This is a genomic window from Desulfatiglans anilini DSM 4660, assembly GCF_000422285.1.
Taxonomy (GTDB): domain Bacteria; phylum Desulfobacterota; class DSM-4660; order Desulfatiglandales; family Desulfatiglandaceae; genus Desulfatiglans; species Desulfatiglans anilini.
In genome coordinates this window covers 251046-267013 of sequence record NZ_AULM01000002.1, presented here as the reverse complement: position 1 = coordinate 267013, position 15968 = coordinate 251046, and the positions used below count along the sequence as shown (strand labels likewise).

Annotated in this window: 13 protein-coding genes; 5 read left to right on the top strand and 8 right to left on the bottom strand. The window is 61.2% G+C overall.

Going from position 1 to position 15968, the window contains the following annotated elements; genetic code table 11:
* Positions 1–113 precede the first annotated feature (113 nt).
* From trxA to H567_RS22860, 3 genes are all read left to right on the top strand, one after another.
* Positions 114–437 (top strand): thioredoxin, encoded by a 324-nt coding sequence (trxA, locus tag H567_RS0103235; RefSeq protein WP_028320294.1) that lies wholly within the window; start codon positions 114–116, stop codon positions 435–437.
* A gap of 185 nt (positions 438–622) precedes the next feature.
* Entirely contained in the window at positions 623–1558 is a 936-nt protein-coding gene (trxB, locus tag H567_RS0103230; protein ID WP_028320293.1) for a thioredoxin-disulfide reductase, read from the top strand.
* Positions 1555–2352 (top strand): outer membrane protein assembly factor BamD, encoded by a 798-nt coding sequence (locus H567_RS22860; protein ID WP_051184437.1) that lies wholly within the window; start codon positions 1555–1557, stop codon positions 2350–2352. The genes trxB and H567_RS22860 overlap by 4 nt, the downstream gene beginning before the upstream one ends.
* Positions 2353–2419: 67 nt before the next feature.
* Here H567_RS22860 and alaS read toward each other — a convergent pair whose 3' ends face one another.
* The 8 genes from alaS to H567_RS22845 form a co-directional block, all read right to left on the bottom strand.
* Positions 2420–5065: an alanine--tRNA ligase gene (gene alaS, locus H567_RS0103220; protein ID WP_028320292.1), complete on the bottom strand. Its 2646-nt coding sequence runs from the start codon at positions 5063–5065 to the stop codon at positions 2420–2422.
* A 108-nt stretch (positions 5066–5173) separates the two neighbouring features.
* Positions 5174–6214, bottom strand: a complete 1041-nt coding sequence (gene recA, locus H567_RS22855; RefSeq protein ID WP_035253274.1) for a recombinase RecA — start codon at positions 6212–6214, stop codon at positions 5174–5176.
* Positions 6215–6577: 363 nt separating this feature from the next.
* A complete protein-coding gene (thpR, locus tag H567_RS22850; protein ID WP_051184436.1) occupies positions 6578–7153 on the bottom strand; it encodes an RNA 2',3'-cyclic phosphodiesterase in 576 nt (191 codons plus the stop codon).
* The gene (locus tag H567_RS0103200) at positions 7125–8381 is read right to left on the bottom strand and encodes a competence/damage-inducible protein A (RefSeq protein ID WP_028320291.1); all 1257 of its coding nucleotides are present in this window, start codon (positions 8379–8381) and stop codon (positions 7125–7127) included. Before H567_RS0103200 ends, thpR begins: the two co-directional genes overlap by 29 nt.
* A gap of 87 nt (positions 8382–8468) precedes the next feature.
* A complete protein-coding gene (locus H567_RS0103195) occupies positions 8469–8984 on the bottom strand; it encodes a phosphatidylglycerophosphatase A family protein (RefSeq protein ID WP_084516811.1) in 516 nt (171 codons plus the stop codon).
* Positions 8985–9278: 294 nt separating this feature from the next.
* A complete protein-coding gene (gene larC / locus H567_RS0103190) occupies positions 9279–10451 on the bottom strand; it encodes a nickel pincer cofactor biosynthesis protein LarC (RefSeq protein WP_028320289.1) in 1173 nt (390 codons plus the stop codon).
* A gap of 86 nt (positions 10452–10537) precedes the next feature.
* Entirely contained in the window at positions 10538–11686 is a 1149-nt protein-coding gene (locus tag H567_RS0103185; protein ID WP_028320288.1) for a (Fe-S)-binding protein, read from the bottom strand.
* A 262-nt stretch (positions 11687–11948) separates the two neighbouring features.
* A complete protein-coding gene (locus H567_RS22845; RefSeq protein WP_084516850.1) occupies positions 11949–12917 on the bottom strand; it encodes a radical SAM protein in 969 nt (322 codons plus the stop codon).
* A gap of 245 nt (positions 12918–13162) precedes the next feature.
* Between H567_RS22845 and H567_RS26860 the strand changes: the two genes are divergently transcribed.
* The gene (locus H567_RS26860) at positions 13163–14935 is read left to right on the top strand and encodes a 4Fe-4S dicluster domain-containing protein (protein WP_051184434.1); all 1773 of its coding nucleotides are present in this window, start codon (positions 13163–13165) and stop codon (positions 14933–14935) included.
* A 148-nt stretch (positions 14936–15083) separates the two neighbouring features.
* Positions 15084–15968, top strand: coding sequence for a CoB--CoM heterodisulfide reductase iron-sulfur subunit B family protein (locus tag H567_RS0103170; protein ID WP_028320287.1), 885 nt, complete (start codon positions 15084–15086; stop codon positions 15966–15968).

Genomic DNA, 15968 nt, shown 5'->3' with positions numbered 1-15968 from the left:
TGCCGACCAGCCCCGGAGGGAATGCCTTTCGGGAGAGGATAACGGTTGCCGGTGCATGCGCGGCGAAGCGATTGCTCCAACATTATTCCTGAATCCCCATAAGGAGAGAATCCATGTCTGACATGCTTTATGTAACCGACAGCACCTTCGATGACGAGATTTTGAAATCCGACATTCCGGCCATGGTCGATTTCTGGGCGGAATGGTGCGGCCCCTGCAAGATGGTGGCGCCCGCGATCGAAGAATTGGCCAAGGAATACCAGGGCAAGGTCAAGATCGCCAAGATGAATGTGGATGAAAACCGTCAGACGGCTCCCCGTTTCGGCATCCGCAACATCCCGACCCTGCTTTTTTTCAAGAATGGTGAACTGGTGCAGACGGTCATCGGGGCCCACCCCAAAAGCCACATCGAAGAGGAACTGAAAAAACTGCTTTAGAGCGGGCCTTTTGTCTGTCCAAACGGCTCGCCCGTCAGACTGCGCGACTGTTCTGGATGCAAGGGTGCGGGTATGCTGGATACCGGAACCTCCGCTTTTCCGACGGTCTCGCCCCTCGAGGAGGGCTGAACGTCTTGCGAAGGGAAGGCCTGTCCGCACCTTGAGACGGTTCTTGGAGCAACATCATGTATGACCTCATTATCATCGGAGGGGGCCCAGCCGGTTTAACCGCGGGTCTCTATGCCGCCAGGGCCAGGCTCAACACGATCCTCCTGGAAAAATTCGCCCCGGGCGGACAGATCCTGACAACGGATTGGGTGGAGAACTACCCGGGTTTTCCGGACGGCATCTCCGGCTTCGAGCTGATCGATCGGATGAAGAACCAGGCGGAGAAATTCGGCCTGAACATCGAGAGCCAGGAAGTCACCCGTCTGGACCTCGATGGAGACATCAAGACCATCCACACCAATAAAGGAAAGCTGGAAACGCTGGCGATCGTGCTTGCAACCGGCGCCTTCCCCCAGAAACTGGGGGTCGAGGGTGAAGGTCTGCTGACCGGGAAAGGGGTATCCTACTGCGCCACCTGTGACGGCCCCTTCTACCGCGACCAGGAAGTCGCCGTCATCGGAGGCGGAGATACCGCCGTCGAGGAGGCCCTCTTTCTGACGCGCTTCGCGAGCAAGGTCCACCTCATCCACCGCCGCGACAAGCTCAGGGCCACTCAACTCCTGCAGGAGCGTGCCATGGCCTCGGAGAAGATCCACATCATCTGGGATACGGTCTGCTCCCGGATTACCGGGGCGACCGGCGTCGAGGGCCTCGACCTTCGAAATGTAAAGACCGGTGAGACCTCCTTGCTGCCCGTGCAGGGCGCCTTCATCTTCATCGGGTACAGTCCCAACAACCAACTGGTCGATGGGCTTCTCAAAACGGACGACTACGGGTTCGTGGTCACCGACGAAAACATGCAAACCTCTGTTCCCGGTGTTTTCGCGGGCGGAGATATCCGTTCCAAGCAGCTGCGGCAGGTCTCCACAGCTGTCGGAGAAGGGGCCGCCGCCACCTTTGCAGCGGAGAAGCATATCGAAGACCTGAAGGCCCACCGGGAAACCTTCGGGTGAACATCTTTGAAAACGGTGAGCATCGAACGGATCAGATGAAAACGCCTCGTTGCATATTGCTGTGGTGTGCCGCCCTCGTTCTGATGGGATTTCTCCTGAACGGTTGCTCGTTGTGGCACTGGGTCTTCCCCCCTGAGAAGGAAGCGGAGAAGGGGCCGACGCTGCTCCTGAGCGACGGCATGGACGCCATGGACAGGGGCTACTATCAGGAGGCCATCGACGCCTTCCAGCAGATCACCGACCGGTACCCATACAGCCGTGAAGCCTTGACTGCCGAACTCAAGCTGGCCGACGCCTATTTCGCCAGGAGGCTTTTCGAGGAAGCCTTCGGCGCTTACGGCGATTTCGAGAAGCTCCACCCGAACCACCCCGACATCCCCTATGTCATCTACCGCATGGGGCTCTGCCACTACGAGCGCATGAAATCCGTCGACCGCGATCAGGAATACACGCTCAAGGCCAAAGAGCATTTCGAGCGGCTGATCAGGCGCTTTCCGGATTCCCCCTACGCCCAGTCAGCGAAACTGAAGGTTCGGGACTGCTACGAATCGCTCGCGGGGCACGAACTCTATGTCGGTAATTTTTATTACAAAACCGGCCGCTACGGCGCCGCCGCCGGCCGGTATGAATATCTCATCGAAAACTACCCCGACCTGGGGCAATACCACGAAGCCCTGACCAACCTGTCAAAAAGCCGGGAGAAACTGGCCGACGCCCCGCCTGCCGATGAAACCGCCGAACCGGTGAAAAAGAAACCCGCCTGGTGGAATCTGCCGGCACGCATCTTCGATTAGCTTCCATCCAGGAAGGGGATTTCCAGCCCATCCCGGCGTCAACCCGCACCCTTGCCTGTGCGGCGACTCACAGGTCGCCGCCGCTCATCAGTTCGTAGAAGGCCTCGATCGCCTCGGCGAGCTTCTCCGGATGGGTGCCGCCGCCCTGCGCCATGTCGGGCCGCCCGCCGCCTTTCCCGCCTACGATGGGAGAAAGCCGGCGGACGATTTCCCCGGCCTTGAAGCGGTCCTGAAGATCGGCCGTCACCACGCAGATCAGCATCACCTTCTGCTCGTGCACGGCGCCGAGAAGAATCACCCCCGAACCGAGCTTGTCCCTGATCCGGTCCGCGGCCTCACGCAAGGCCTTCGGTCCATCGGCATCCAGCTTTTGAGCGAGCACGGAAACATCCCCGATCCGACGGACATCCTGCAGCCATTCATCCGACCTGCGGGTCAGCAGACGGGCCTTCAAGACTTCGATCTCCCGGTCTTTCTCGCGATGCTCGCGCACCAGCCGTTCGACCCTCTCGAGCAGGGCATCCGGCGTCGTCTTGAGGAGGGCGGAAGAGCGCCGGATCGTCTCAGACTCCGCCTCGTCGTGCAGAAGCGCCGCCTCTCCGGTCAGGGCCTCTATGCGCCGGACATTGGCCGCCACGCCCGCTTCGCTCACGATCCGGAAAAGACCGATATCACCCGTCCGTGCGGTGTGCGTCCCGCCGCACAATTCCTTGCTCACATCATCCCCGACGCTGACCACCCGCACCCGCTCGCCGTAACGCTCTTCGAAAATGGCCATGGCGCCTGTATGCGCCGCCTCTTCCCTCGTCATGACCTCGGTCTCGAGAGGATGATTCTCGCGGACGCGGGCATTGACCCGCCGCTCCACATCCAGAAGCTTGTCGGCCGACACCTGCGTGAAGTGGCTGAAATCGAAACGCAGCCGTTCGGGGGAAACCATCGAACCGGCCTGCTTCACATGGTCCCCCAGGACATCCCGCAGCGCCGCGTGCAGGAGGTGGGTCGCTGAATGGTTGGCGGCTGTCGCCCGCCGAAGCGTTTCGTCCACGACGGCCTTGACCTTCGCCCCTACGCCGATCCGGCCGCTCTCGAGCACGCCCTGATGCACGATCAGATCCTGACCGTATTTACGCGTATCCTTTACCACGAACCGCGCCCCGTCGGACTCGATCCAGCCCCGGTCACCCACCTGTCCGCCGGCCTGGCCGTAAAACGGTGTGCGGCTCAAAATCAATTCGGCCTCGACACCACTCGAAACAGCCTCCTGTTCACGTCCGTCTACCAGAACCGCCGCCACCTCAGCCTCAGACGCGAGTTCGGTGTACCCTACGAAGGGTGTAGCCACACCCCGCGACAGAACCGCCCGGTAGCCCTCGGGTATCGCTTCTTCACCGCTCCCCTTCCAGGACTCCTGGGACTGCGTCCGCTGCCGCGACATCGCCTCCCCGTAGCCCTCCATATCGAGGGCAAAGCCCTCATCCCGTACGACGTCCTCGACGATATCGGCTGAGAGCCCATAGGTGTCGTAGAGTTTGAACAGGACATCGCCCGGAACGAAGCGGGCCCCTCCGGCGCGCAGACGCTCGATCTCCTCTTCCAGGACGCGCATACCGTAGTGGAGCGTATCCGCAAAACGCTTTTCCTCGTTCGTCACCACGCCTTCGATGAAGGCCTGCGAACGGATCAGATCGGGGTAATCCGGCGCCATGACGGCGATCACCCGGCTGCACACCCGACTGAGGAACACATCCTGCAGTCCAAGCAACTGGCCGAAACGGACGGCCCGGCGGATGATCCGCCGCAGGACATATCCGCGCCCCTCGTTGGAGGGCATCACCCCGTCATTGATCAGAAACGTGACCGCGCGCGAATGGTCCGCAATCACGCGGAAGGCAACATCCTGGCGCGCATCTTCTCCGTAGCGCCTTCCGGAAAATTCGCCGATGGAGCCCAAAATATCCTTGAAGATATCCGATCCGTAGTTGGAAGAAGCCCCCTGGATGACCGCCGCCAGACGTTCGAGCCCCATCCCTGTGTCGATGTTGGGGCGCGGGAGCGGGGTCAGGCTTCCGTCCGGGCTGCGATCGAACTGGGTGAAGACCAGATTCCAGATCTCCAGAAACCGGTCGCAGTCGCAGCCGGGGTAGCAGTCGGGGCGGCCGCATCCGATCTCGGGCCCCTGATCGATATAGATCTCGGAACAGGGTCCGCAGGGCCCCGTGTCCCCCATGGCCCAGAAATTGTCTTTCTCCCCTAGGGGAACGATCTTCTCCGCCGGGACGCCGACCTTCTCAGCCCAGATTCTCCGCGCCTCGTCGTCATCCTTGAAGACGGAGACATAGAGCCGCTCCTCGGACAGGCCGTAGACCTGCGTGAGAAGCTCCCAGGCCCACACGATCGCTTCTTCCTTGAAATAGTCGCCGAAGGAGAAGTTGCCGAGCATCTCGAAGAAGGTGTGGTGGCGGGCCGTGTAGCCCACGTTGTCCAAATCGTTGTGCTTCCCGCCTGCCCGTACGCATTTCTGGCACGTGGCCGCCCGGGTATAGCCCCGCTTTTCCTCTCCCAGAAACATTCGTTTGAACTGCACCATCCCTGCATTGGTGAAAAGCAGGGTCGGGTCGTCCCTCGGGATAAGCGAAGAACTCTCCACAATCGCATGGCCCCGGCCTTTGAAGTAGTCCAGGAAGGCCTGCCTGATCTGTCTAAAATCCATTGGCTTCGTCATGAACGTGTTCCATCCTGTTCAAAAATACCCCCTGCGGGGGAAGGCGCCTCCAGATGGAGGCCCTTTCTCGATGGGCGTCGACCCGCCGGTTCTCTTTCAGGCGGATTCGGGGGCGGACTCAACCGGCTCCCCTCCGGCCTCCCTGGAAACGATCTGCCTCAGGCCGGTCTTTTCCAGGATCATCTCCGCGATCCGATCCCGGATATCGGTGTTCTCCGCCAGGAAACGCTTCACGTTTTCGCGGCCCTGCCCGATCCGGTCCTCTCCGAAAGAGTACCAGGCGCCGCTCTTCTCTACGATGCCCAACTCCACGCCGAGATCCAGGATATCCCCCTCTTTTGAAATGCCCTTGCCGTAGATGATGTCGAACTCGGCCTCTTTGAACGGCGGGGCGATCTTGTTCTTGACCACCTTTACCCGGGTGCGGTTCCCGATCGTGTCGGCACCCTCTTTGATGGCGGCGATGCGCCGGATGTCTAGACGCTGGCTGGCATAAAACTTGAGCGCATTCCCGCCCGTGGTGGTCTCGGGGCTCCCGAACATCACGCCGATCTTCATGCGGATCTGATTGATGAAGATCACGCAGGTATGGGATTTGCTGATGGTGGCCGTCAGCTTGCGCAGGGCCTGGCTCATGAGCCGCGCCTGCAGTCCGACATGCTGATCTCCCATTTCCCCCTCGATCTCCGCGCGGGGAACCAACGCGGCGACCGAATCGATCACCAGGACATCGATGGCCCCGCTCCTGACCAGAATTTCAGCGATGTCCAGGGCCTGCTCCCCGGTATCCGGCTGCGAAACCAGGAGGCTGTCGACATCCACCCCCAGATTTCGGGCATAGGAGATATCGAGGGCGTGCTCCGCATCGATGAAGGCCACCATTCCACCCTTTGCCTGGGCCTCCGCCGCGATGTGGAGCGCCAGGGTGGTCTTCCCCGACGACTCCGGGCCGTAGATCTCCACCACCCGTCCGCGGGGCACCCCGCCGACCCCGAGGGCGAGGTCGAGTGCCAGCGAACCGGTTGAAATAGCAGGGATGTCCAGAACCTTCTGCTCCCCCATCTTCATGATCGAGCCGCGGCCGAACTGCTTTTCTATCTGTGAAATCGCTTGTTCTACGGCCTTTCCTCGGTCCATCGCATCAACCCTCCTGCTGTGCCGGTTTCCAACCGGGCATGATTAAAAAACACGTGCACCTTTCCAGTCCGGATACGGGGAATTCTCTTCGCAGGCCTCGCCTGCTCAGTCCCATCCCAGCGGGGCGGGTCCCAGATTCTTCACACCTTCAAGCGCTCAATCCCAGCACCGTGCGGCGGGTCCCGGTCTTTTCGCACCTTTAGGGCGCTCAGTCCCACCGCTGTGCGGTGGGTCCCGGTTTCTTCACAGGCCTCGCCCGACCGGTCCCCCTTTCAAAAGGAGATCCATATCCGCCCAAAAGGCTTCCTGAAGAAAAAACCGGCCGCGGCCTTCGGTCATCCCGCCGGAGGGCCGGAGAGCGAGTCATCTCGACCCGGAGAGCGGCCAGGCGCCGAGGCGCGTATACACTGCCCCACCAGGCCTCAGGTCGCTCCGGTAAAGAACCAGTTCGTCGAGGACGGCCGGGGGCGTTGTCCATCCCGCCCGCTCTTTCAGGCATCGATCGAGCGCCTCGCCGGGCCGTGCATTCTCCCGGAATCTTCCCAGCGTGAGATGCGGCCGGAAAGGGCGTGTCTCACGTTGGATGCCGAAAGGTTGCAGCTCGTCCTGCAAAGCGTCCCGAAAGCCCCCCATCCGGTCGATGTCCCCCGCGAGGCCGATCCAGAGGACTCTCGGCCGACGGCTCCCACCGAAGGTCCCCAACCCTTCGAGGGCGATCCTGAAAGGGCTGAAGGCATGGCAAACGGCGGCGGCGGCGGACCCGATGCCGTCAAGATCTCCCTGCCGCACCTGACCGAGGAAAACCACGGTCAGATGCACGTTGTCCGGCGCCACCCAGCGCACATCCCGCATCCGCGGAACCAGGTCACGGTGGACTTCGCCGACTCCCTCCCGCAGGACACCGGGCAAGTCAAACGCCAGAAAGGAACGGATCTCCATGCAAAAAACGCCTCACCCAATCAAGCGCCATCATGGCGGCATTCTTCCGGATCTGTTTCCGGGTGCCCCAAAAGCGGTATCGTTCTGCAAACGAGGCTCCCTCATGCGCCAATCCGAAATAGACCGTACCAACAGGTTTTTCAGCCGAACCGCCCGCAGGCCCCGCGATACCTGTCACTGACAGACCGATATCCACGTGCATACGTCCGCGGACCCCTTCGGCCATCTCGAGCGCCGTCTCACGGCTGACGGCACCGTGCCGCGCGAGCGTCCTCCGCCGAACCCCCAGAAAACCCACCTTCGCGGCGTTGCTGTAGGAGATCACGCCTCCTTCGAAGTAGTCGGAGCTCCCCGGTACGTTGGTCAGCATCTGCCCGATCATCCCCCCGGTGCAGGACTCGGCCGATGCCAGTTTCAGGCCAGCCTTTATCAGACCCCGCCCGACGACCTCTTCCATCGTATCGCTTCCTGCGGAGAAGACATACTCCCCCAAAAGCCCCTGGACGGCCGATTCGGCCTGGTCGAGTTCACGGCTCACGGAGGGCTCGTCGGGGCCTCTCAGGCTGATCGTGATGTGGTTTTCGGGAAAGCGCGGGTAGAAACCGAATTGAACATCCGGGGACTTGGCCTCCAGACTCTTGAATGTCTCCGCAATGACAGGTTCACTGACGCCGTAAAGCTTCAGGATGCGCTGACGGAGCACCGGCAAGGTCTGGAACCGCTGCAAAAGATCAGGCAGCACGCACTCATCCATCAAATAACGCATCTGATCTGGCACCCCGGGCAGAAAATACAGCCGGACAGCCCCCTCGACCATCCGAAACCCGCAGGCATTTCCCTCCGGCTTCAGAACCTGCGCACCACCCGGCATCCAGGCCATCTTTTCAAGCGCCGCCGTCATTTCCATACCGCGTGCCTCGGCATGGCTCTTGATCAGATCGAACATCCGCCGGTCGAGGCAGAGCGGCCGCTTCAAGGCATCAGCCACAATCGCGGTGGTCATGTCGTCTTCGGTGGAGCCGAGGCCCCCGGTTACAATGACGAACAGCGATTCGCCGAGTGCACGCGAAAGGGCATCCGTAACTCTTTCCCGGTCGTCTCCAACAGCCGTCATCCGCGTGACCCGAAGGCCCGACGCCGTCAACCGCCCTGCAGCGTACCAGGCGTTCAGGTCCAGGGTTCTGCCCGAAATGAGCTCAGTGCCTATGGTGATGATTTCTCCGTACATATTTCGCGTGCCGGATGTTTTTCAAGGGCGGACGGCGGGCGGCCGCCGCGATGGTCGAATGCATGCCACCGGAGCGGGATTCCGCCCTCACGCGGAAGGCACCAGCCACAGGATCAGGCCGAGCACGACCCGGGCATACACCCCCGCCAGGAGATCATCGGCGACAATCCCCAAGCCGCCCTTCAACCTCTCGAGCCGCCTGATCGGATAAGGCTTGAGGATGTCGAAGAAACGAAACAGGAAAAAACCGGCGATCCAACCCAGCCAGGAAGGCGGGACCAGAAAGAGGGTCACCAGGGTCCCCGCGACCTCATCGATCACCACGGGCGAAGGATCATCCTTTCGGAGCAGCCGCCGCGTCCTCTCCGAGGACCAGAATGCCAGCCCGATCAGGGCGAGCGTCGCCAGCACCCCTCCTGCGCCTCCCGCAAGGCTCACCAGGTAGGCCAGAGGCAAAGCCGCCAGGGTTCCGAAGGTTCCCGAGGCAACCGGGGCAAGGCCGCTTCCGAACCAGGTCGACAGGACGAGGGCCGCCTTGCCCGAAAGAGAGGCGATCTTGAACGCGGCTGCGGGAGTCAAGGTATCAGATCGGTCTGTGGACATCAAGCAGGGATTGCCTCCGCTTCCACCCCTTTGCGCGGGGGGAGCCGGCCGGATCGCAGCAGCACTTGCCGGACAGGCGGTTCAGCCGGCCGGTATCGCCGAACCGCTCCACAGGGTGTATCCGGCTGACAGGTCTTGAAAAACGCCCTTCGGCTGCGCTCATCCCGCTTCACTGCTCAGCTCTTGTCATGTGCGCAGCTCATCGCGCCGGAATTGACAAACCTTCCGCCCGACCACTTTTTAACGGCCTGTAGACAAGGGATTTTACAACACGCTCCTGAGATGGGGGGGACGTCACAGGCCGGAATCCCCCAGTCCCGTCACCCAGGCATAGACGTCTCTCAAGGGGACCCGCCGGCTCACAGCCACCGCCCGGCAAGCCTCGTATTCCGGCACAAGCCTCCTGCGGCCTCCCGGATCCTTGACGCGTTTGACCTGGAGGGGCCCCCAGGGGCTCTCAACCGTCACGAGATCCCGCTCGAGCACCTCTCGCTCGCACATCCGAACCCGGACCCCGAGCGTGAGACTCTCTTCGAACAGAATACGGGTCAGGTCGTCTTTCCGGACCGGATGCGCCATGACCTGCACCTGCGTCCCAGGACGGTTCTTCTTCATCTGCACAGGGAAGAACACCACATCCAGCGCTCCGGCGCCGAAAAGCCTCTCCATCATGTAGCCCATAAACTCCGGGCTCGCATCGTCGAGGTTCGTTTCGAGCATGAGGACGGTCTCGGCATCTCCGGCAACCGCCGCATCTCCGATGAGCACCCTCAGGCAATTCGGTCTGTCCGGCAGATCCCGCGAGCCGGCACCGTACCCTATCCGCTGGATGCGCATGGCAGGCATCGGGCCCCAGGATGAAGCCAGGGCTTTGAGCAGTGCCGCCCCGGTCGGGGTCACCGTCTCCGTCTCCGTGCCGGCGTCCCTCACCTCCAGGCCTGCCAGGATCTCGAGGGTGGCGGGTGCGGGCAAAGGCAGCCTCCCGTGGGCCGACGAGGTAAATCCACGACCGAGCGGCAGGGGTGAGGCTTGTATGCTTTCGATGCCCAGAGATTCGACCCCGAACACACCGCCCACGATATCCACAATCGAATCGACCGCTCCGACCTCGTGGAAGGTCACCGCATCCGGAGAAAGCCCGTGGACCTTCCCCTCCGCCCGGGCCAGGATCTCGAAGACCGCCTCCGCGGCGCCCTTCGCCCAATCACTCAGGGCGGAGCTGTGGATGATGCGACGGACGTCCCCCAAACGCCGATGGGCGTGCTCATGCTGGAGCATCTCCACCAGAAAGCGCGTTCCCCGGATCCCCTGGCGCCGTTCTTCGCGCATGGCCAGGCGGTATCCCTCAAGCGGTAGCGTTTCGAGCGCCGCCTGGAGCTCCTCGAAGGGCAGACCAGCATCCAGCAGCGAACCGATGAACATGTCGCCGCTGACACCGGCATAGCAGTCGAAATAGGCCGTTTTCATCGGGTCAGGCCCTGCGGGCTCGAGGCCCACGCGCTAAAAAGCCTTACCCGGGCAGGTAAGGCTTTTATGAAGGGACAATCGATGGATTAGAGCGCTTCGGCAATCAGCTCGGAGATATCCTTGATCTCGATTTCATCTTCCTTGTTGGTGGTCTTGCGGCTGTCCTCGAGCATGGAGATGCAGTAAGGACAGGCTGTCGCGAGGATCTTGGCCCCGGTCTCGCACGCCTCGTGGATCCTCAGGTCCGAAAAACGCCACTCGGGCGGGGTTTCCATCCAAAGCCGCCCGCCGCCGGCGCCGCAGCACAGACTGTCTTTTCGGATGCGCTTCATCTCGACGAGCTTTCCGCCGGTCGCCGCGGAGATGAGAGCCCTCGGCTCGTCGTACACCTCGCTGTGCCGGCCGAGATAGCAAGGATCATGATAGGTGACCGTGGTGTCCAGGGTCTTGGACAGCTTGATCTTGCCTTCTTCCAGAAGCTTCGCCAGGAATTGCGTGTAATGCATCACCTCGAAATCCGCGCCGAATTCCGGGTATTCCTTGGAAAACGTATAAAAACAATGGGGGGAGGTGGTGATGACCTTTTTGACGCCCTTTTCGCTGTAAAGCTTGATGTTTTTCTCGGCCGTCTTCGTGAAAAGCTCTTCGTCGCCGATCTTGCGGACCGATTCCGCGCAGCAGTTCTCCTCCTCGCCGATCACGCCGAAGGAGACCCCGGCCGCCTTGAGCACCTTCACCATAGCCTTGGCGATCTTCTGGCTGCGCGCGTCGATCGTGGAGGTGCAGCAGACGAACAGGAAGTATTCCTGGCTGCCGTCGAACTGCGGGATATCGAGTCCGCTCATCCACTGCACGCGCTTTTCACGTGGTTCGGACCATGGGTTGCCCTGGCTGTGGACACTTCCGGTGGCGGTCTTGAGGACGCCCGGGAGCGAGCCGGCCTCGACCATCATACCGCGCATGGCCTTGACGATGTCGATAATGGTGACGCCCCTGGGGCATTTCAAAACGCACTTGTTGCAGGTCGTGCAGCCAAAAAGAATGTCATCCGATTCGTAGCCTTCCACGCCGAGTTGCGCCATGCGAATCATCTTGCGGATATTGAACGGCCCGTCGACGATCCGCCACGGACAGGACCCGGCGCACATGCCGCACTGCATACAGAGATTGAGTTTCTCGGCCCCCATCGCCACGAGGGCCTCATTGACTTCATACAGCGGGGTTAATGCTTCCATGAGGTGTGTGCTCCTTTCAGAATTTTGGCCTCTCCGGTTCAGCCGGACGGGGGCAATCCAAAGAATGTGATTTTTTTAACAAACGCCTTCATTAATGTCAACAGAAGATGACGGGTGAAAAGACAGGACCTCCATGCGGCACGTGAGACGCCGAAAGCGCCTGCCTGCAGAGGACCTCGCTCCCGGAGGGGAGCGGAAACCGGACCGCCGCAAATGGGCTCTTTTGCCAATCTCGGCGTCAATCTGCAGGTTCACGCCCGGTCTAGCCGAGGATGGGGGCGAAAGGCTCCTCGGCGGTGAAATCGGGGACCAGCGGTCTCCATGAGAATCCTTCCCCCCCCGCCGGAACCTCCTCAGGGAACTGTACGAACAGGTTTCTGAATCCCAGGGCGAGCGCGTGATCGAAGACCCGGTCGAACTCATCCTTGGACAGCCGGCGGTTGAGGGGGGCGTGGGCCTGGGGGGTCACGGGGTGGTACTGCGACATCAAACTCAGAGGGAGCCTGTCACCAAATTCCAGGAAAAGCATGGTCAAGGCGTCCATCGAATTTTCCACCTCCCCGGGGAGGATCAGGTGCCGGACCAGCACGCCCTTGCCGGCCGGCGCGCCATCCGTTTCAAACGAATCCAGAAATCCCTTCTGCCGGATCATCTCGGCGACCGCATCCAAAGCCTTCCCCGGATAATCCGGACACCGCGACAGTTTGCGCGCGAGTTCCGAATCCGAATACTTGAAATCCGGCAGGTAGACATCCGCAAAAGGCTCCGCCTGCTGCAGCGACTCGATCTGCTGATACCCCGAGAGGTTGTATACCAGAGGTAGACGGACTCCCCTTCTATCCCGGCAGATCGACACGACCTCGAAGACATCGGGGAAAAAATGGTCGGGCGTGACAAAATTGATATTGTGCACACGGTGCCGCACCGCCATATCGATGATCCGCCCCGCCAGATCCTCTGCCGTGAGCGCCTCCCCCAAACCTCCGCGGGAGATCTGATGATTTTGACAGAAGCTGCAGCGCACGGCACAGCCGGTGAAAAAGACGGTGCCCGATCCGCTTTCCCCGCTGATCGGCGGCTCCTCGCCGAAATGCGGCCCGACATAGGCCACCCGCAGGGTGTCGGCCTCTCCGCAAACCCCCCGTCGGACCGAGCGGTCCACCCTGCAGTCGCGCGGGCAAAGACGGCATTCGTCGTACAGGGCCCTGTAAGTTATGTCGATCCCGATCATGTTTCCCCGGTGCAGCCGAGTTTCCGATCCGTAAGCGAGAGTTTTTCCTCTCTCGCCGCAAGCGTTCCGCAATTCGCCAGCGGCGGCATCATAACACAACAATCGGAAAAGTTTGTGAATATATTCTTTTGACAAATCCCATCACAATCGCTATAAGGGTTGATCGTAAAAAGCCAATCTGGGGCGAATCGCCTTGAAATCCGGCGCTTTTTCGCTCTTCAAGGGAATCATGAGGAGGTCCACGCATGTTTTTCACCGTCTCGCTCTATACCTCTTTGGCCATTTTTCTCATCGGCCTGATTTACAAGATCGGCACATGGTTCACCCGTCAGGTGGGCATGGGCGGGAAGAGCTTCTCGACCGGCGAGCGCATCGGAGCCGCCATGAAAGGCATCCTGGCGGTCCTGTTCAGCGCCAGGATGGGAACCCTGATCAAGGCCTTCCTTGTCGACGTCCTCTGGCAGCAGCGCATCCTCAAGGAAGACACCCTGCGCTGGGTCATGCACATGCTGATCTTCTGGGGATTCACGCTGCTCCTGCTGATGCACGCCCTCGGAAGCATCCTGACCGTCGCGGTTTTCCCGGATTACGCCTCGACCCTCAATCCCTACATGTTCCTGAGAAACCTCTTCGGCGCCATGGTCGTGGTCGGCGTGGCCATCGCCGTCTACCGGCGGTTCATCCTCAAGGTGCCCCGCCTCAGGACCAGCGGGATGGATAAATATGCCATCCTCATCGTCGCCGTCATCATCCTTTCGGGGATCTTCCTCGAGGCGGTCAAGATCACGTCTCACTCCGACTTCATGCGCATGGTGGAGGACTATGCCGACTCGACCGACCCGGAGGACGTCAGGCCGCTCGAGAGCTACTGGGTCGAACATTTCGGCGTCGTCTCCCCTGGCGTCAAGCCGCCCTTCGACGCCGAGACCCTTGCCGACGGCGGGGATATGCACGAAATGAGCTGCGCGGCATGCCACTCCGCGCCGCAGTGGGCCTTCACCGGATATCCGCTGGCGAAGCTCATCAGCCCCATCGCCCTCGGCCTGGACCGGGCCGGCGCGGGCACCTTCCTCTGGTACATCCATTTGTGGGCATGCTTCTTCGGTCTGGCCTATCTGCCTTTCAGCAAGATGTTTCACCTTTTTGCCACACCGGTCAGCCTGCTGGCCAACGCCGTGATGGACCCCGCAACGTCCGATCCGGCCAACGTCGCCACCCGCCAGGTGATGGAGCTCGATGCCTGTACGCACTGCGGCACCTGCAGTCTGCGCTGTTCGGCCGCCGGGGCCTTCGCCGCCATCGGGAACGAATGCATCCTCCCGTCCGAAAAAATGGCCGTGCTCAAGAAATGGGCTTCCCGTAAGACCCTCAGCCCCGAGGAGAACCGGGCGTTGATCGAAGGCATCTGGGTCTGCACGAGCTGCGACCGCTGCACCGTCGTCTGCCCCTCCGGCATCAACCTGAGGGAGATGTGGCTCAACCTCCGGGAGGTGCAGTTCGAGAAAGGCTACGCCGACCCGGTCGTGCTCTCTCCGCTGTCTTACGTCGTCGGGATGTTCCGCAAAGGCCTCGTCTCCGACGATTATCCGGAGCCGAGCGAATCGGCCAAGAGGCGGCTTGTCCTGGATTTCGAGGCCCTGAAGGCCCAGAACCGCCCCATCGCCCTCCATGCGCCGGCATCGGGCAAAGCGGCGGCACTGAGCCGCGCAAACACTTTCAGCTACTGCTTCGGATGCCAGAACTGCACCACGGTCTGCCCGGTCGTCGGCAGCTGCGAAGAACCCGAAAAGGCCCTTGGGCTCCTGCCGCATCAGATCATGTGCTCCCTCGGGCTGGGCCTCGTCGATATGGCTGCCGGTTCCCGCATGATCTGGGATTGCCTGACCTGTTATCAGTGTCAAGAGCACTGCCCCCAGAACGTGCGGGTTACGGATATCCTGTATGAACTGAAGCATGTGGCGATCCGCAATCAGGAGAAATCCGCCGGAAAGTCCGGGGCCATAAGCCAGGCCGCCTGATCGGCTGTCCTTCTGGAAACAATCCTGCCGGGCCGTTTCCGTAGATTCAAACCGCCACGGGCGGGGCGATCCGGGCGCGGGCCGGTGCGAGTCTTCGAGCCAGGCCGACCGGGTCTGGTCATGATGGAACGGAATTGAGGTACCAACCATGAACTTTGCATTTTTCCTAGGCTGCAACATCCCGGCCCGTGTTCCACAATACGAGACGGCTTCACGCGCCGTCCTGGCGCGCCTCGGGGTCGAACTCCGGGATTTCCGCGAATTCAACTGCTGCGGCTACCCGCTGCGCAATATCGACGAGATGGCCTTTCTGGTCTCCTCCGCCAAGAACCTGGCCCTCGCCGAACAGGCCGGTCTGGACATGCTGACCCTGTGCAAGTGCTGCTACGGTACGCTCAGGAAGGCCCAATACACCCTCCGGGGGGATGAAGACCTCAAACGCGACGTCAACCGGATCCTGGACCGGGAGGGTCTCCATTACGAGGGCAAGACCGAGATCAAACATCTTCTGCCTTTTCTGCACCGCGAGATCGGCATCAAAACGCTCAAAGACACCCTGAAGACCAGCTTCAAGGGACTCAGCATCGCCGCCCACTACGGCTGTCACGCCCTGCGCCCGAGCGAGGTCACCCAGTTCGACGATCCGGTCGCTCCCACCCTTTTCGAAGAGCTCGTGAAACTGCTCGGAGCCAAACCGGTCGACTGGCCGACGCGCCTCGAGTGCTGCGGTGCCCCGCTTCTGGGCATCAATGATCGCGTGTCGCTCGATCTGACGCGCAAGAAACTGCGGGACGGAAAAAAGGCCGGAGCCGACTTTCTCTGCACGGCCTGTCCCTGGTGCCAGCAGCAGTTCGACACGGTCCAGCAGACGATCGTTTCCCATAACGGCAACAAGGAATATCTCGCTTCGATCCTTTATCCACAACTGCTCGGGCTCTGCATGGGCATCGATGCCGAGACGCTCGGGATCAAGCGGAACAAGATCGACATCAGCGGTGTCACGTCTTTTTTCGATACCGGCAAAGAGGAGTAA